17 protein-coding genes are annotated in these 16,023 nt (G+C 46.5%); 8 read left to right on the top strand and 9 right to left on the bottom strand.

Annotation, left to right across the window (positions count from 1 at the left end; genetic code table 11):
• Positions 1 to 32 precede the first annotated feature (32 nt).
• From V1499_RS02830 to V1499_RS02810, 5 genes are all read left to right on the top strand, one after another.
• Positions 33 to 1,301: an MDR family MFS transporter gene (locus V1499_RS02830; RefSeq protein ID WP_409273638.1), complete on the top strand. Its 1,269-nt coding sequence runs from the start codon at positions 33 to 35 to the stop codon at positions 1,299 to 1,301.
• Positions 1,302 to 1,316: 15 nt separating this feature from the next.
• Positions 1,317 to 2,906: a M20/M25/M40 family metallo-hydrolase gene (locus V1499_RS02825; protein WP_409273637.1), complete on the top strand. Its 1,590-nt coding sequence runs from the start codon at positions 1,317 to 1,319 to the stop codon at positions 2,904 to 2,906.
• A gap of 411 nt (positions 2,907 to 3,317) precedes the next feature.
• On the top strand, positions 3,318 to 4,550 hold the full coding sequence (locus tag V1499_RS02820; RefSeq protein ID WP_409273635.1) for an aminopeptidase: 1,233 nt from the start codon (positions 3,318 to 3,320) through the stop codon (positions 4,548 to 4,550).
• A gap of 306 nt (positions 4,551 to 4,856) precedes the next feature.
• Positions 4,857 to 5,258, top strand: a complete 402-nt coding sequence (mscL, locus tag V1499_RS02815) for a large conductance mechanosensitive channel protein MscL (protein WP_409273634.1) — start codon at positions 4,857 to 4,859, stop codon at positions 5,256 to 5,258.
• A gap of 154 nt (positions 5,259 to 5,412) precedes the next feature.
• On the top strand, positions 5,413 to 6,048 hold the full coding sequence (locus tag V1499_RS02810) for a Bax inhibitor-1 family protein (RefSeq protein ID WP_409273632.1): 636 nt from the start codon (positions 5,413 to 5,415) through the stop codon (positions 6,046 to 6,048).
• Between the two features lie 65 nt (positions 6,049 to 6,113).
• Here V1499_RS02810 and V1499_RS02805 read toward each other — a convergent pair whose 3' ends face one another.
• Positions 6,114 to 7,061: a magnesium transporter CorA family protein gene (locus V1499_RS02805; protein WP_409273631.1), complete on the bottom strand. Its 948-nt coding sequence runs from the start codon at positions 7,059 to 7,061 to the stop codon at positions 6,114 to 6,116.
• Positions 7,062 to 7,240: 179 nt separating this feature from the next.
• Between V1499_RS02805 and V1499_RS02800 the strand changes: the two genes are divergently transcribed.
• Both V1499_RS02800 and V1499_RS02795 read left to right on the top strand, forming a co-directional pair.
• The gene (locus V1499_RS02800; RefSeq protein WP_409273629.1) at positions 7,241 to 7,504 is read left to right on the top strand and encodes a hypothetical protein; all 264 of its coding nucleotides are present in this window, start codon (positions 7,241 to 7,243) and stop codon (positions 7,502 to 7,504) included.
• Positions 7,505 to 7,579: 75 nt separating this feature from the next.
• Complete coding sequence (locus V1499_RS02795; RefSeq protein WP_409273627.1) at positions 7,580 to 8,290, top strand: TrkA C-terminal domain-containing protein; 711 nt, start codon at positions 7,580 to 7,582, stop codon at positions 8,288 to 8,290.
• 393 nt (positions 8,291 to 8,683) lie between these two features.
• On the opposite strand, the gene V1499_RS02790 is transcribed toward V1499_RS02795, so the two are convergent.
• From V1499_RS02790 to safA, 6 genes are all read right to left on the bottom strand, one after another.
• Entirely contained in the window at positions 8,684 to 9,316 is a 633-nt protein-coding gene (locus V1499_RS02790) for a response regulator (RefSeq protein ID WP_409273625.1), read from the bottom strand.
• Positions 9,313 to 10,356, bottom strand: coding sequence for a sensor histidine kinase (locus V1499_RS02785; RefSeq protein ID WP_409273623.1), 1,044 nt, complete (start codon positions 10,354 to 10,356; stop codon positions 9,313 to 9,315). Before V1499_RS02785 ends, V1499_RS02790 begins: the two co-directional genes overlap by 4 nt.
• Positions 10,353 to 11,084 (bottom strand): cell wall-active antibiotics response protein LiaF, encoded by a 732-nt coding sequence (gene liaF, locus V1499_RS02780; RefSeq protein ID WP_409273621.1) that lies wholly within the window; start codon positions 11,082 to 11,084, stop codon positions 10,353 to 10,355. The genes V1499_RS02785 and liaF overlap by 4 nt, the downstream gene beginning before the upstream one ends.
• 179 nt (positions 11,085 to 11,263) lie before the next feature.
• Entirely contained in the window at positions 11,264 to 11,908 is a 645-nt protein-coding gene (locus V1499_RS02775) for a PspA/IM30 family protein (RefSeq protein ID WP_409273619.1), read from the bottom strand.
• Between the two features lie 22 nt (positions 11,909 to 11,930).
• Positions 11,931 to 12,281, bottom strand: coding sequence for a flagellar basal body rod protein (locus tag V1499_RS02770; RefSeq protein WP_409273617.1), 351 nt, complete (start codon positions 12,279 to 12,281; stop codon positions 11,931 to 11,933).
• 183 nt (positions 12,282 to 12,464) lie between these two features.
• Positions 12,465 to 13,076 carry a SafA/ExsA family spore coat assembly protein gene (safA, locus tag V1499_RS02765; protein ID WP_409273615.1) on the bottom strand — a complete coding sequence of 204 codons (612 nt, stop codon included), beginning with the start codon at positions 13,074 to 13,076 and terminating at the stop codon, positions 12,465 to 12,467.
• A 156-nt stretch (positions 13,077 to 13,232) separates the two neighbouring features.
• On the opposite strand from safA, the gene V1499_RS02760 reads away from it, so the two are divergent.
• On the top strand, positions 13,233 to 13,649 hold the full coding sequence (locus V1499_RS02760) for a DUF1360 domain-containing protein (RefSeq protein ID WP_409273613.1): 417 nt from the start codon (positions 13,233 to 13,235) through the stop codon (positions 13,647 to 13,649).
• Between the two features lie 137 nt (positions 13,650 to 13,786).
• Here the strand turns inward: V1499_RS02760 and V1499_RS02755 are convergent, their stop codons facing one another.
• Positions 13,787 to 14,521, bottom strand: coding sequence for a CBS domain-containing protein (locus tag V1499_RS02755; RefSeq protein WP_409273612.1), 735 nt, complete (start codon positions 14,519 to 14,521; stop codon positions 13,787 to 13,789).
• Between the two features lie 193 nt (positions 14,522 to 14,714).
• Positions 14,715 to 15,860, bottom strand: coding sequence for a trans-sulfuration enzyme family protein (locus V1499_RS02750; RefSeq protein WP_409273610.1), 1,146 nt, complete (start codon positions 15,858 to 15,860; stop codon positions 14,715 to 14,717).
• Positions 15,861 to 16,023 lie beyond the last annotated feature (163 nt).

Genomic DNA, 16,023 nt, shown 5'->3' with positions numbered 1-16,023 from the left:
CTGCCTACAGTTAAAGAAATGGAGATTTACTGATGAGACTTAAAGATTGGGATACAAATTTACGCATCCGTCTCGTGGCGGAAGCATCTTTTAATACAATGTTCTGGATGTTCTTTCCGTTTTTGGCGATCTATTTTTCAGAGGAATTCGGGAAAAGCAAAGCAGGGCTCCTTCTTGTATTCTCGCAGGTTTTCTCGGTCGCCGCCAACCTGATTGGGGGCTACTGTGCAGACCGGTTTGGACGGAAAAAAATGATGGTCCTGTCTGCGGCGGGCCAGGGACTAGCGTTTCTCGTTTTCGGGCTTGCCCAGTCACCATTGCTCAATTCCCCGATGCTCGGCTTTATTTGCTTTGCGTTCGCCGGGGTTTTCGGTTCGCTTTACTGGCCTGCCAGCCAGGCGATGGTCGCCGATCTCGTGCCTGAAAAAGACCGGAGTGAAGTGTTCGCGGTGTTCTACACCTCGATTAATATATCGGTTGTTTTCGGGCCGATACTGGGGTCGATTTTTTTCGTGCGTTACCCTTTCGAAGTGCTGCTCGTTTCAGGCTTCATCGGCCTGCTGCTTTCATTTATCCTTTTAAAATGGATCCGGGAAACGCTGCCGCAAAAAATGGTTTCCGCTAATACCGGCGGAAACAGCTGGTATTCGGCTATCGTTAATCAGTTCAAAGATTATCGGGTCATTATGGCCGACAAAATATTCCTCCTGTTCATCATCGCCGGGATTGTCGTTTCACAGACCTTTATGCAGCTGGACTTGCTGTTCCCCGTTTACATGAAGGAATTCGTTGGAACCCAGACAGTATTCAGTTTTGGGGAATGGAGTTTCAAGGTGAACGGAGAACAGGCTTTTGGCTTAATCCTCTCTGAAAACGGGTTGCTCGTCGCACTATTTACAGTCGTTGTGACACGATGGATGTCAAAATACAAGGAGCAAAATGTTTTTATCGTGTCATCAATTTTGTTTGGGATTTCGATTATCCTCTTTGGAAAGACCGTGTGGATTTGGGGGCTTATTTTTGCCATGGCGATCTTCACCCTCGGAGAACTCGCAACAGCCGGCGTCCAGCAGGGATTTGTATCAAAGCTTGCCCCTGAACACCTGCGTGGCCAGTATTTCGCTGCTGCAAGCCTCCGATATACCATCGGGAGGACAATCGCGCCCCTGTCCATTCCATTAACCGAGTGGATCGGCTATGATTGGACCTTCATTACCCTTTGCGCGCTGTCGCTTTTGAGCGCAGTGCTGTACTGGGTAACCTTTAAGAGCTATGATAAGCAAAAAGCGGCAACAGTATAAAAGGAGGGACTGGACATGTATTGGCAAACAAAACCTCAATTATCGGATTTATTGGCGCGGCTCGTGAGCATTCCCAGCATTACGGGGACTGAAACTGAGGCGATTTTCCCGGATTTGCTGGCGCATGAGCTGAAAAGGCTCCCCTATTTCCAGGAGAACCCCCATCATTTGAATGTGCAGAATTCGCCAGACGGCTCCTTTCTGGCTGCTTTTGTGGAAAAAAAGGGCACTCGAAAGACGATTGTCATGATCAGCCACTTCGATGTGGTCGGGGTCGACGATTATGGGCAACTTAAGGAATTTGCGTTCAATACAGAAAAACTGACAGAGGTATATCATACTAATCCAGAGTTATTGCCGGACGATTTCAGGGAGGAATTGCAGGCAGGGGATTGGGTTTTCGCCAGAGGTTCGTTGGATATGAAGGCCGGCATCGTCGCCCAACTATCCATTCTGGAAAAAGGCGCGGAAGGCAAACTTGACGGAAATCTCCTGTTCATTACCGTTTCGGACGAGGAAGTCAGTTCAAAAGGAATGCTGAAGGCCATTGATGAAATCCTCCGCATAAAAGAGGAACTGGGGCTTGAGTACATTCTTTGCCTGAATTCGGAGCCCTCATTCAAAGAGCACCCACATGATACGAACAAATACATGTATACCGGAACGATAGGGAAAATGATGCCAAGCTTTTTATGCATCGGGCAGGAAACGCATGTCGGGGAACCGTTTGCCGGCCTGAATGCTTCCTTGATGGCGGCCGCGCTGACGATGGAGTTTGAATTGAACAGTAGGTGTGCCGAAACTATTGGCGAAGAGAAAACCCCCGCCCTGACAAATCTGATGATGAGGGATTTAAAAACAGCGTACAATGTGCAGACGCCAACCTCAGCGGTGGTGATGTTCAACCTATTGTATATGGAAAAAAAGCCGGAGGAACTGTTCGATTGGCTTTTGGCCGAGACTCGAAAAGCAGCTGGCAGGATTGCAGAACATTACCGGTTTAAGGCGGAAGAAGCAGGCATTCGGGGATTACCTTTTGAGATAGGCGTTTATACGTGGGACGAGTTATATACGAATGTTGTGGATTCAATTGGGGAAGAAGGAGCCGCGGATTTAATAGCTTCCTCTCTGGCAGCAGCAGCCGGAGAGGACGAGCGCGGCAAAACACTTCGAATCGTTCAGGAGTTTTCAGCGTTTGTAAATCAAAAGCCGTTTATCGTATTTTATTTTAGCCCACCCTTCTACCCGGCCGTTTCATCCCGGGATTCCGGTTTAGTCCAGTCAATTGCTTCTTTTATAAAAAAAGAGAATGAACAAATTGTCGCGCGTAACTTTTTTCCTGGTCTGTGCGACCTAAGTTTTGTCGCAACGTCCATGACAGAAAAAGATATCAGGCTTCTTTCCGGGAATATGCCGCTCTACGGCAATGGCTATACGATTCCGTTCAATTCAATCAAGAAACTGGATATGCCGGTATTCAATCTTGGTCCATATGGAGCTGACCCACACCAGAAAACGGAACGGCTCGAACTGGACTTTTCATTCACGAAACTCCCGGAACTGCTCGAAAAACTTGTCCAACAGGCCTTTCAGCTATCCAAATAAAGCAGGGAGTGTCATTTAAGGTTTTCACATTTTCAAGACTCTTTCCTCATCCCAATATCATTGTCAATATTATTTTGCGAAAAATCAGTGAACTTTTAATTGAACTGTCTGAAAAATGTGCGTATACTTCAAGTTAACAGATACTAAACCACGTTGGGATGGTGGAAATGATGGATTGGATGTCTCCTACCTCTTTGTCAGGAATCATCGCATTCGCATCGCTGTTTTCCTGGGGGATCTACTTGAATATAAAATTATATAATGATATTGAGCAGTAGGCCTGGGCCTGCTGCTTTTTTGTTTGCGCATTGTCGTGGCCTTTGTTTGAAAAATCCTGCGTGTATTTCATTTCTTTTTTTTCCAAAAAAGAGATAAACTGAGGAGGATGAAACAGGAGGAGAGGTACATACGATGAATGATTTTCAAACAAGATTGGAAAAGTACGCTGAGCTTGCAGTAAAGGTAGGGGTCAATGTCCAGCCTGGCCAGACGCTTGTCATCAATGCGACGCTTGATGCAGCAGAGTTCGTCAGGGTTGCCGTGAAAAAAGCATATGAAGCCGGGGCTTACAATGTCGTCGTCAACTGGAACGATGATACGGTATCCCGCCTGAAGTATGAACTGGCACCAGAGGAAACATTCAATGAGTATCCAAAATGGAGAGCGAAGGAAACGGAAGAGCTTGCTGAAAATGGCGCTGCCTTCATGTCGATCGTTTCTTCATCCCCGGACCTTCTGAAAGGTGTTCAGCCACAGCGCATTTCCAATTTCCAGAAAGCGGCGGGTACCGCACTTGCCAATTACCGAAGGATGATTCAGTCCGATAAGGTTAGCTGGACAGTCATCGCTGTTCCTTCCCGGGAATGGGCTGCGAAAGTATTCCCGGATGCTCCGGAATCCGAGCAGGTTGATAAGCTATGGGATGCCATTTTCAAAGCTGTCCGTGTCGACTCGGAAAACCCGGTCCAGGCGTGGAAACAGCATGACGAGACCCTTCATAAAAAGGTCCGCATCCTGAATGATAAGCGTTTTAAATTCCTTCATTACAAGGCACCTGGAACCGATTTGACGATTGAGCTTCCTAATGGCCACCTTTGGGTAGGTGCCGGAAGCATCAATGAAAAAGGCTTTGAATTCATGGCCAATATGCCGACCGAGGAAGTATTCACCGTTCCGCTCAAAACTGGCGTTAACGGCGTTGTTTCTAGCACGAAACCGCTTAGCTATGGCGGAAACATCATTGACAAGTTCAGCCTGACGTTCCAAAATGGCCGGATAGTCGATGTAAAAGCCGAAGAAGGCGAAGAAATTCTGAAGAGGCTTGTCGAAACCGATGAAGGCTCCCATTACCTTGGGGAAGTGGCGCTCGTCCCTTACGACTCGCCGATTTCACAATCAAATGTATTGTTCTTCAACACACTTTTCGATGAAAACGCGTCTAACCACCTGGCGATTGGCAGCGCGTACGCATTCTGCATTGAAGGCGGCAAAACGATGAATGCCGAGCAGCTTGCCCAGGCAGGCTTGAATGAGAGCATCACCCACGTCGACTTCATGATTGGCTCCGCTGACATGGACATCGACGGCATCACCGAGGACGGCAAATCGGAACCCGTCTTCCGCGGAGGAAACTGGGCAATTTAGCAATTCAATCAAACGTTTGATTGATATATCATTTCACTTTAATCCGACGGTTTTTGTGAAAAATGCGACATCACTTTAATCAAACGTTTGTTTGAAAACATTAATACTTTTTAAAAAAATGGTTTGCATCTAATGAGGAAGGCAGGCAGGGGTTTTAGAAAACCCTGCCTGTTTTTTTTTAATCATTCGCGGTTAGAGGCACAACTTAATGCCAGAGAGCCTCTCCCTTCTTTTCATCCAAGGCAGTGACAACTCCCCGCATTGCTGGTAAAGTAGGCTTATCTTTTGAAAAATGGGGGATTTGGAATGCTGCAAGACTTCAAGAAATTCGCAATGAAAGGAAATGTATTTGACCTGGCTGTCGGGGTCATCATTGGAGGGGCTTTTGGCAAAATCGTCACTTCGCTTGTAGAAGATATCCTGATGCCGGTTATCGGCCTCCTTATGGGAGGAATCAACCTAAAACGCCTGAGTTTTCCGGTGGGCGACGCGGAACTCCTCTACGGAGAGTTCCTGCAGTCTGTCATCGACTTTTTGATCGTGTCATTTTCAATTTTTATTTTCATAAGACTGGTCCAACACTTCAGGCAGGCAAATGAAGAAGAGAAGGAAGAGGTAAAAGAAGAAGCCGACAAAACCGAGGTATTGTTAACGGAAATCAGGGATCTCCTGAAAGAACAGGCCAAGGGATCCGCAGACCGTGGTTAGCTCTTTTTCTCTAAAAAATCTTTTCACGAATAGCTGGCCAGATGTAAACGTCCGCTGGCTATAGTTTCACAGAATTTTTTTGAAAAAAATTGAAACCTTTGATTCTTCCACCCGTACAACCTTTATACGAAAAAATTTATGAGGTGAAGCACTCATGTATGTACAAACCAGCACGGAACATTTGCCATCCGTAATGAGGGCTTTCGCGATGTCGATCGCGTTCGCGCTCCTTGGCGCAATGGCTGGTGTATACGTTCCACCGGCACTATTTATGCCACTTGTCATTCTTGAAATCGGAATGCTGCTTTTCGCATTTTTGATCCGCAAAAAGAAGACGATCTCATACACATTCCTTTATGCATTTACATTCATTTCTGGTATAACCACCTATCCGATTATTAACCACTATGCGTCAACTTCCGGCGGCGATGTTGTCCTGCTTGCATTGGCGACGACTACGGTCGTTTTTGCGGGAATCGGCGTTTACGCGACAAAGACGAAGCGCAATTTCTCATGGATGGGCGGCATGCTGATGGCTTCACTGCTCGCCTTGATCGCCATTTCAATTTTCCATATGATTTGGCCGCTTAGCTCGACTGGAATGCTGGCTTTCTCATTCGTCGGCGTCCTAGTTTTCAGCGGCTACATCCTATTTGATTTTAATAGAATGAAGCATTATGGTGTTACGGCTGAAGAAGTTCCGCTCATGGCTCTGAACCTGTATTTGGACTTCGTCAACCTGTTCATCAATTTGCTGCGTATTTTCGGCATTTTGTCGAGCGACGATTAATATGTGTTCCCCCCTTTTTTGAATAGATAATGAAAGGCAGGCCTTCCCCCAGGCCTGCCTTTCGCTCATTTAAAGAATGAATTCCGTTTTTTTCCGCGTAAAATATCTCCCGCCCATCCCTTTTTTTTCAAAACGATATAAAGGATAAGAGTAGAAATCACAACCAGTCCAATTGCGAAAAGATACCCATACTTCCACTCAAGCTCAGGCATATTCCGGAAGTTCATTCCCCACAAGGCTCCAAGAGCGGTGATAGGGGTGAACAAAGTTGTAAGAACCGTCAGTGTTTTCATAATCTCATTTCCACGGTGTGAAGAAACAACTTCCTCAAGCCTTATAAGCGTATCGATTTCAGTCTGGTATTCGTTTGCGATTTTGAAGCCCCTCTCAATTTTCAAGCATGTTCTTTTATATTCAGGCCCGCCGGATGCTTGTTCCCCAAATGCCTCTTCCATTGCAATTTTGATTTCCTGAAGCGGCATCATAAGGTGTTTTAGGACAAGCAACTCATGCCGGGCATGGTAGATTTCTTCTAGCAACCCGGTACTATTCTCTTTTTTCACCTTCCAAAAAAGGTCGTTGAGCTTTACCTCAAATGGGTCGATTTTCATCAGGCTGCTGGTCGTAATTTCCCCAAGCAGGACTGAAAATCCTTCAAGGGCATTGTCGCAGGTATCCATTTGTTCATTCAGGAGGTTGTAATCGTCTTTGCCAAAAACATTAAAATCCAGCCCACTCGTTATCATGAAATTTTCCGCGACAAAAAAGTGGAAATAATGATAATCTTCTTTTTCCGTTAAATCCTGTTTGAAAACGAGGGTTCCTGCTATCCATTCTTCTCCTTTCCGAAACGCGTCTACCATTATATGGTTTGTTTTCATCCTTGGTAGATTAGCTGCCCATTTATCTATATGATAGGGATCCTTTTCCCGGGCAAGCTTTTCGATTCCCGCTTTATCCGATTCCGGGAATTCATGCCATTCCCAGGCACCCCCATTAAATACATGCTTCATTTCCCCACATCCAATCGAAACAATAAATACGTACCCAGCCTTATTTAACAATCCCCAAAAGTATCCTTTTCAAAACTTTTTTCGCCCTTAACGAGGCGGGAAGGTTTTTATGGACAAGGCACCGGGTAAATAAACATTACACTCAAGAGAGAAAATAGACGAAAAGGAGATGGTCTGGCATGAATCGAAATACACGTTACCTGGTAGCTGGAGCCGGAATTGGGGCATTGCTTTGGTACGCACTGAAACCGTCGAACATGAATATGAAAGAAATGGTCAATACAGCAGTCAACAAGCTTCCATTTGGAAAAAACAATACGGAGCCTGCCGTCGCAAAAGCCGGCCTATCCGACCCGATGGACCTCGATGACAACAAAATGGTTAGCGAAGGATCACAATACGGAGTGCACTACTACAACCAGAACGAGCAGGATAATGCCTAAAGGGTAACACCTTTAGGTTTTTTGCTGATCTGGCCAAAATGGCGATTCATGATTCCGGATACGGAGGAACTGGCGATGGGTTATTTATTTATTTGTATTTATATCGGGATAATCTTAATCGTAGTGGAAATTTGTACGGCGTTATTTGTCCTTACAGGGCTTGAAAAACCCATCGCCCGTTTCCAGGTTGTGTCCATGCTGACAAGTACGGGATTTACTACTGGGGTATCCGAGCTCATTATTGCCCATCCAATCAGGAGAAGGCTCGGCGCTTTCCTAATCCTGTTTGGCGCTTTTTCCCTCGCTGTCATCATTTCCGCCATCAGCGGCATCCTGCAGAAAAATTTCCATATAACCGAGCTAGGCGTTACAGCGGGAGTGCTTGTCCTTCTTTTGGTTATTCTGAAACTTCCGTATTTGGATAAAAAACTCTCTTCCATCCTCCAGGAAGAACTTGAGGAAAACTATAAACCCGAGGACCTTCCGATCAAAGATGTATTATTGCAAAATGATGATGATTACTTTGCAGAAATTCATGTCCATGAGGCGTCCGATTTAGTCGGACAAACACTAGAGGAAACGATCAAGCCAGAAGAGGATATCAATATACTGTTCATTAAAAGAGGGGATGTGGCCATACGCCACGACCGGCAAAAAGAAAAAATCCAGGCAGGTGACCAGTTGGTTTTATATGGCGATAAATCACTCTTGAAGAAAAAATTTGAGTCCGAAATAAAAGAGCATGAAGAAAAAATCGAGGAACATGCGGAAGCAAAAAACAAATGATTTAACCATACGTGTTGGGAGTATGTTGCCGGGAACGATTCCCAATGCCAAGCATGGAAGCCTTGCATAATTTTCCGCATGTTGCCAGGCTATTTATTCCTGTTGGTCCTTAGGCACCAACCTATGATGATAGCAGACTGCTAGCGGGTTCTAGCTTTTATGAACCAGTTTGCTGGATTTATGAACCATGGTGATGTATTTATGAACCGGATTTTACTTTTATGAACCGGGTTTATACTTTTATGAACCGAAAATTGATTTTATGAACCAGATGGCTTTTATGAACCAGATTACGTACCATTTTCAAAACTATTAAACCTCCTGAAAACCGCCCAAACGAAAAAGCCTCCTTTTCTCTTGGAAGGAAGCTCTTCTATTATTATACTTTCGGCCCTAATTCGTAAGGTTGTGCTTGAACGCATAGATGACAGCTTGGGTACGGTCCTGCACCTGGAGCTTTGATAGGATATTGCTCACATGAGTTTTGACTGTTTTCAGGGCTATGAACAGCTCGTCGGCGATTTCCTGGTTCGTTTTTCCTTCAGTCATCAACAGAAGAATTTCCATTTCCCGGTCCGTCAGTTCCTCGTGGGGAAGAAGTTCCTTTTTCTGGCGCATCTTGAGCATCATTTTACCGGTAACCTCAGGCTCGAGAATGGACTGGCCTTGGTATGTAGCACGGACGGCGTTCGCGATTTCGCTTGCCTTCGATGTTTTCAGCATATAGCTTGTTGCTCCCGCTTCAAGGGCGGGGTACACCTTTTCGTCATCAAGGAAGCTAGTGACGATAATGATTTTCGCCTCGGGCCATTGCTCAATAATTTGGCGTGTCGCCTCGATTCCATCCATCTCCTTCATCACAAGGTCCATCAGGATGATATCCGGCCTTAGTTCCAGCGCCAGTTCGACGCCCCGTTTCCCGTTATCCGCTTCTCCAACCACCTCGATATCGGGCTGCGCGGACAAATAGGAAGATACTCCGATACGGACCATCTCATGGTCATCGACAAATACAACTTTAATCATTTTTCCCCAACCCCATTCGACACAGCCGGAACTTTCACTTCAAGCCGCGTCCCTTTATTCTTTACAGAGACAATCTTCAGTGTGCCTCCTATTTCCAGTGCGCGTTCATGCATATTTTGCAGGCCGTACGCTCCCGCTTTCCGGTCACCTTCATCAAAACCGACCCCGTCATCAACAACCCGCATGATAATCAACCCATCCCTTTTGATTAACAGCACATTTAGTGACTTTGCCTTCGCGTGCCTAAGCGTGTTCGAGACCGATTCCTGGAGGATGCGGAACAGATGGTCCTCCACGCCTTTATCCATTGAAAAGTTCTCCGCTCTCCATGTAATTTCCATCATTACCTTCTGCGATAGCTCATTAAGAAGCTCAGCGATACCTTCCTGAAGTGACTTGCCTTTCAAGGCTGCCGGGCGAAGGTGAAGGAGGAGCGCCCTCATTTCGATCTGGGACTGGTGGATCATCCCCTCTACAAGCTTTAATTGTTTTGCTTCCGGGCCTTCCTCTTCCCCTCTTGATTCCGTCACCGCCGACATCAGCATCGAAGCGGCGAAAAGCTGCTGGCTCACCGAGTCGTGAAGTTCGCGAGCAAGCCGGTTTCGCTCCTGGGAGATGATTTCCTGGATCCTTACTTCCTGTTCTTCGGCTTTTTCAGTGGCGAGCCGTTGTGATATCTTTGCTTTTTCCGACAGCTGGGCATTCAGTTTTTGAAAACGTTCATGGATTTCTTTCATTTCAAAAACAGAGCCATCATCCTTGAATTCCGCCTGATGACCTTCCTCGATCTGGCGGAGCGACTGGCCAATTTGTGAAAGCTGCGATTTCCAAAAAACACCGGAAATCAAGCCGAACAAAATTCCGAATGCCCCGCTTGATGCTGGTAAAAAAATGATGAATGGGATGCCCATCAGTTCCCTCTCCCAAAGCTGCGACAATTCGGAAATTGGAAAAACGACAAAAAAGGCCGCCGAACCAATAACCATCAAAATAATGGCGAAGCCGAGGCACCAGACAACCTGTCTTTGGATTGCGCTCATATCCGGCTCACCTCGAGATTCCCGACGACTAATGATGTAAAAATTTTCACCTTCTGGATCGATTCATCATAATCAGCTGTTTTCACCTGATAGACCTGGTTAAAAACCTTTTCTTCCTCCAGGCCGAAAATGGTCGTTGAACCCGCCATCACAGAGTGGTTGATGCTGACCTCCATTTCATACGGGACGAGGATTTGGACATTGCCAATGAAGTTCCGGATAAAGATGACCGTCTCCCCTTTTGGAAAAACGGTGTAGCTCAAATCAATCGTCGTATCGCCAACCCCTGCCTGGATGTTGATATCATTCCAGTCATACACATGGTCAGGGGTTTTTTGCTGGCCAAACAAGATATTTTCAAAAAGCGGCTTTGTCCTTACAATATGCCCGGAACCACCTGGATTTGTAACTTCAATGGACGGGGCAATCCGCTTATGCGCTTTTTTTGACTGCATGAACTGGATAAAGACCAAAACGAGCATCCCGATCAGCACCAGTTTCAATGTAATCATACTCATCAGGCTCGCAATTAATATTGCAACCCCTACCCAAAAAAGAAATTTTCCGAACTTGGAAGGCGACTTTTTCCTGCCAATGTAAATCAAGGCCACAGCCAGGAAAATGGAAAAGACAAGGCCGCTGTTAAAAAATGCAATTTCCAATAGAAGTATGATTCCGCCGCCAAATATGAGCCAGCCCATATAATCCCCTGTCATTTTCCTATCCATCTTTCTTCCTCCCCGAAAGCCTCTTCTGTACTATAATCTTTGTTATCTTTAGGATATCATTTCCCGCATGTCATTGTCTTTAAGTTCTTGTACAAATAGGGCGTCCCGGCGCATTACCGGGACTCGCCCTCTACTTTTGTTACTTGGGCCATGCATGCCTCGCATACGGCCAGCCTATCTTATTGCGCGTTTTGCTGCCCTTCCTGTTCCTTCATCTGTTTTTCAAGTTGGGCAATCCTGGCGTCGATTGTGCTGCGGATATAGTTGTTATTTGCCTCATGCTCAATAGTGTCAAGGTAGGTTTCAATTTCCCGGAAGCGGTTTTCCGATTTTAATTCGCCCGACTCAACAACCTGGCTAATGCGATGGTTGGCCCTGCTCATATTTTCGCGGCCCATCAATTCTAGGCGGCGAATGTTCATGTCTTTCAGCTTATGTTTCATTTCCTCATATTTCGCTTCAAGCTCATTGTGCTGCCTTGTCGCATGGGCTATCGCCTCTTCAAGGCGCGCCGCCCGCTCAGAATATTGCACGTACTCTCTTTCGGCAAATTCCTGAAGGCCAAGTTCTCCGGCCTTGGATGCTACGTCCGCCTGATGCTTCCGCTTTGAGGCCATATCTTTTGCGAGGTGATATTCGCGGGAGAATTCTTCCTTCAACGCGTGCTGCCGCTCAACCAGCTTCCGTACCTTTTCAGTTTCCTTCTCGCACTGGCGAAGGTGCTCATTCAGCATCGCAATCGGATTTTTCCTTTCCTTCTGGTCCAACGCTTCATGCAGGTCCGCCATTACCGTGTTTTTGAGTTTAGTAAATAAGTTTGCCATTATTTTTTCTCTCCCTTATGAATTAGTGGTTTTTATGCAGTTCGTTCCATTGCCTTTCGAAATTAACGAATGGATCAGACTCTTTAACCGGTTCGGAATACTTTGTCTCATTCCAGTTTTTGTACACTAGGTACAGGACATAAGCCGCTGCGAGGCCGAATAGGGCAGGCGCGTTGCTTGCCGCTGCCGACAGGACGATTAAACCAAGGATACCAAGACCAATCCTCGCCGCTGTCGATTTCGTTTTCAGGAACTGCTTAATCACAAAGTACAGAATCGCCAGACTGATCACCATTCCCGCGATTGGGCCGATTGTCGATAACAGGACCATTGCAGCGATGCCTCCCGCTACGAGCAAACCAAATTTTTTCACTCCATTTCCTCTCCTTTCCTTTCATGTCTCTATCTTACCTTCAGGGAGAATTTTCAATAACGTGCTCAAGCCAGATTTTCATCTAGGACTTGAGGCGGAGGACAGGCTCGGCCCAGCGGTGGGACTGACTTTTTTTAAAAAAAGTAAAGCACCCGCTTTGGAAAGCGGATGCCATGAAAGATCTTATTTGGAGATGAACATCTGTGTCCAGTAATGCCGCTGGGAACCGCCTGCCGCATAACCGACGCCGATGTGCGTATAGTCACGGCTCAGGATATTCTTCCTGTGGCCCGGCGAATTCATCCATGCCCGGACGACTTCCGCCGCGGTCGTCTGCCCTGCCGCAATGTTTTCACCAGCGGATCTATAGGCAACACCGAAATTCTTCATCATTGTGAACGGTGAACCATATGTTGGGCTCGTATGGGAAAAATAGTTCTTGTCCCTCATATCGACGGACTTATACCTCGCCACCCTAGAGAGTTCCCAATCGTGCGCAAGCGCCTTAAGCCCATGTTTGGCGCGCTCCTGATTGGTCAGGCTTATGACCTGCTGTTCAACTGATTTCGCGCCAATCCTCGGAATGGTCACCTTTTGCCCGGGATAAATCAGGTTAGGGTTTTTAAACTGCTTGTTTGCCCTAATCAGTTCGTGAAGCCCAACATGATACCGGACAGAAATTTTCCAAAGCGTATCCCCCCGGACAACGGTATGGATTGTCTGGGCGCTTGAAATCGCCGGCACTGCAACAATGGCCATGACGGACACCAAAAGAATCAATAAAGCTTTTTTCATATTATCGCCTCCTCGGGATAGATTGTGTTTTTTCCTCAAAAATATACCGGAACGAAGAGAGGATGGTTATTATTTTCGCTGGCGGGAAAACAGGTAATGGACGCTCAGGCATGTTTTGGGCAGTCTAACACCAAAAGCTTTTGTAGGAGGTTCATTATGGAAAACCTTTCCTGGCTGGAACTCATCATCCTCATCCTGGCGAGCTATCGCCTGACCCATTTGATTGTTTTTGATAAAATTACCGAATTCATCCGCAAGCCTTTCATGAAGAAGAAGGAGATAAAGACTTCGCATGGCAGCGAGGTAAAGGACGTCCCGAAGAACATGTTCGGTTACCTGCTTAACTGTTATTGGTGCGCGGGCATCTGGAGCGCGATTTTTCTCGGGGGAGGCTACCTGCTTTTCCCAAAAGTATTCCTTGTCCTCGGGCTAATCCTCGCCATTGCCGGCGGCCAGTCTGTCATAGAAACATTTGTAGGCGTCAACATTAAAAAGGTTGCCTATTACTCAGCAATAGAGCACGAAACCAACACTCAAGATGCAGGCCCGCCAAAGGAACATCCAAAAGGTTAACACAAAAAACTCGCCGAAATTGGCGAGTTTTGTTACGAACAGTACCTGGACCACCCGAAAATTCTTGTTTCACAAGTGTTGTTTCACAGTTAAAAATGGTTAGGCCGCGTTGTTTATACAATCAGTTGGGCAGCCATTTAATCCGTATCCATCTTTATTAAATCCCATGAAGAAACGATTCCGATTGGCTTTTCCTTTTGTGAACCATTCTCGGTGATGATGACTGCCTCCAGTTTGTTTTCATGCTCCGGACGGGAATCATATAAGTCCTGAAGTTCGAAAATATTCATATCCTTGGATACAATTTTAACCGTATTCGTCTTTTCATGCTTTTGGACATCGCTTAGCTTTTGTCCGGCGAGATCAATCGAGGAGCATTTCAGCCTGCTTGCAAAATAACTCCTCAGTCCACTCTCGGTCATCAGGAATTTAAATCTTTCGCCTTTGTAAACCGGGTACTGTGTGAATTCGTGCTTTTCCATCTCGAGAAGCGCGTCCTTGACTTCTTCATCCGCCTGGAATGTCTTCACCGGCTTCGAAGCAACAGTTAGGATCGACGGTGGGACTTGCAGGAATTCGGCAATTGCTTCAATTTGCTCAACAACCTCCGGATGGGGCTCGGCAATATAGAAGTTTTTCCGGCTCTTTTCATGGACAAGCGCGTTACGAAGGCGCGCATAGCTTTTTAAATCGTCGAAGTAACGGCGTATTGGCGCATGCCTATTCTTCACTTTATGGAGCAGCTCGATAAAATGGTCGGTATCGGCATTTTTCTCGAGCTTTTTTAATTCTGTATGGATTTGGTTGAACGCCACCTCAAAGCGTTCGGATCTCTCCCTTTGCCTTTTTATCTCTTTTTGATTATGAGCCATAGGCTGGCCTCCTTAAAGTTACTAGTTTCTCGATACTTATTTACCAATGTTGAGGTGATTGTGAAACATAGCAACCGTGGATGGGCACTTCAATAGCAACCAAGTGGGGTAAGCGGCAACCAAAAGGGATTGGCCATTTAAGTGCAACTCCATTTTCGCAAAAAAACACCGGCATTTAGCCGGTGCTGTCGTTTCAATAACCTTGAATAGATTCTTTGATCGCCGTTTCGAACTGGCTGATGATGTCATTCACATGTTCAATGCCCACCGAAATTCGGACGACTTGGCGGTTGATGCCAAGTTCGGCGCGCGCTTCTGGTGATAGTGCGCGGTGGGATGTCACTTCCGGGTGGGAAACGGTTGTTTCCACGCCGGCGAGTGTTGGCGCAATTTTAATCCAGGAAAGAGCCCGGAAAAATGCATTCATATCCGCCTTTTCGGAAAGCTCAATCGTAACAATCGCGCCGTATCCGTCTTCCCCATGCTCGAATGGATAATACACTCTCTTTACATCAGCATTTTCCTTTAACGCCAAAGCAAGCTGCCGGGCATTGGATGACTGGGCTTTCATGCGGAGCGCCAGCGTTTTTAAGCCACGGGTAGTTAGCCACGCTTCAAACGGGCTCAGGTTGGCGCCAAGATTGGCGATCTTCCCGCTCGCCTTGGCAATCAGGTCTTCCCTTCCGACTACGACGCCGGATGTCACATCGCTATGGCCGCCAATATACTTTGTTGCGCTATGTACAACGAGGTCGGCACCAAGCTCATATGGGCGGACATGCAGAGGTGTCGCGAACGTATTGTCGACGAGTGTGATCAGGCCTTTCTTTTTCGCAAAAGAAATAACCGACGCGAGATCCTCGACGCGGAGAAGCGGATTCGTAATAGATTCCGTATAGATCATGCGGGTGTTATCCCGCATAGCTTTTTCTACATTGGATAGGTCGGTGAATGAAACAAACGTTGTCTCAATGCCAAAGTCTTTTAGTTCTTCCTTTAGCATATGATAGCTGCCGCCGTAAACGTCGTCCGCTGCGATAATATGGCCGCCGCTTTTAACAGCCGCGAGCACCCCGGCGAGGATAGCCGACAATCCCGAGGATGCCGCCACTCCGGCAGGCGCCCCCTCAAGCCTGGCAACCGCCGCGCCAAGCTCATCCGTATTCGGGTTTCCTACCCTAGAATACAGATAGCGCCCACTGCCCTCATAGAACCCTTCAAGCTCATCCAAATCCTTGAACGTAAAGGCAGACGTCTGGTAAATCGGTGTCACCTTGCTCGCAATTTCCCTGCCTATTTTGTCCCCATGCAATACTTTTGTTTCAAATTCCTTTGCCAATCAAGCCACCTTCTTCTGTTGGTTATCTTTATATATGAGGGTGAGTATATCAGCCTGGGCATTGAGCGTCAACGCAATTGCTAATCCTTCGAAAAATCAGATAGCAGACCCCCTGGCAAGTTGTTGAGTTTATTTTTCCAAAACAGGGAACAATACAGTGAAG

This window comes from Neobacillus oceani (genome assembly GCF_046237595.1).
Taxonomy (GTDB): domain Bacteria; phylum Bacillota; class Bacilli; order Bacillales; family Cytobacillaceae; genus Bacillus_D; species Bacillus_D oceani.
The sequence above is the reverse complement of the archived record's forward strand: the minus strand, read 5'-3'. Positions and strand labels throughout refer to the sequence as shown.

What these genes read in the sequence shown, in the direction of transcription:
- V1499_RS02830 (WP_409273638.1), top strand. Translation starts at nt 33, where the DNA reads ATGAGACTTAAAGATTGGGATACAAATTTACGCATCCGTCTCGTGGCG.
- V1499_RS02825 (WP_409273637.1), top strand. Translation starts at nt 1,317, where the DNA reads ATGTATTGGCAAACAAAACCTCAATTATCGGATTTATTGGCGCGGCTC.
- V1499_RS02820 (WP_409273635.1), top strand. Translation starts at nt 3,318, where the DNA reads ATGAATGATTTTCAAACAAGATTGGAAAAGTACGCTGAGCTTGCAGTA.
- mscL (WP_409273634.1), top strand. Translation starts at nt 4,857, where the DNA reads ATGCTGCAAGACTTCAAGAAATTCGCAATGAAAGGAAATGTATTTGAC.
- V1499_RS02810 (WP_409273632.1), top strand. Translation starts at nt 5,413, where the DNA reads ATGTATGTACAAACCAGCACGGAACATTTGCCATCCGTAATGAGGGCT.
- V1499_RS02805 (WP_409273631.1), bottom strand. Translation starts at nt 7,061, where the DNA reads ATGAAGCATGTATTTAATGGGGGTGCCTGGGAATGGCATGAATTCCCG.
- V1499_RS02800 (WP_409273629.1), top strand. Translation starts at nt 7,241, where the DNA reads ATGAATCGAAATACACGTTACCTGGTAGCTGGAGCCGGAATTGGGGCA.
- V1499_RS02795 (WP_409273627.1), top strand. Translation starts at nt 7,580, where the DNA reads ATGGGTTATTTATTTATTTGTATTTATATCGGGATAATCTTAATCGTA.
- V1499_RS02790 (WP_409273625.1), bottom strand. Translation starts at nt 9,316, where the DNA reads ATGATTAAAGTTGTATTTGTCGATGACCATGAGATGGTCCGTATCGGA.
- V1499_RS02785 (WP_409273623.1), bottom strand. Translation starts at nt 10,356, where the DNA reads ATGAGCGCAATCCAAAGACAGGTTGTCTGGTGCCTCGGCTTCGCCATT.
- liaF (WP_409273621.1), bottom strand. Translation starts at nt 11,084, where the DNA reads ATGGATAGGAAAATGACAGGGGATTATATGGGCTGGCTCATATTTGGC.
- V1499_RS02775 (WP_409273619.1), bottom strand. Translation starts at nt 11,908, where the DNA reads ATGGCAAACTTATTTACTAAACTCAAAAACACGGTAATGGCGGACCTG.
- safA (WP_409273615.1), bottom strand. Translation starts at nt 13,076, where the DNA reads ATGAAAAAAGCTTTATTGATTCTTTTGGTGTCCGTCATGGCCATTGTT.
- V1499_RS02760 (WP_409273613.1), top strand. Translation starts at nt 13,233, where the DNA reads ATGGAAAACCTTTCCTGGCTGGAACTCATCATCCTCATCCTGGCGAGC.
- V1499_RS02755 (WP_409273612.1), bottom strand. Translation starts at nt 14,521, where the DNA reads ATGGCTCATAATCAAAAAGAGATAAAAAGGCAAAGGGAGAGATCCGAA.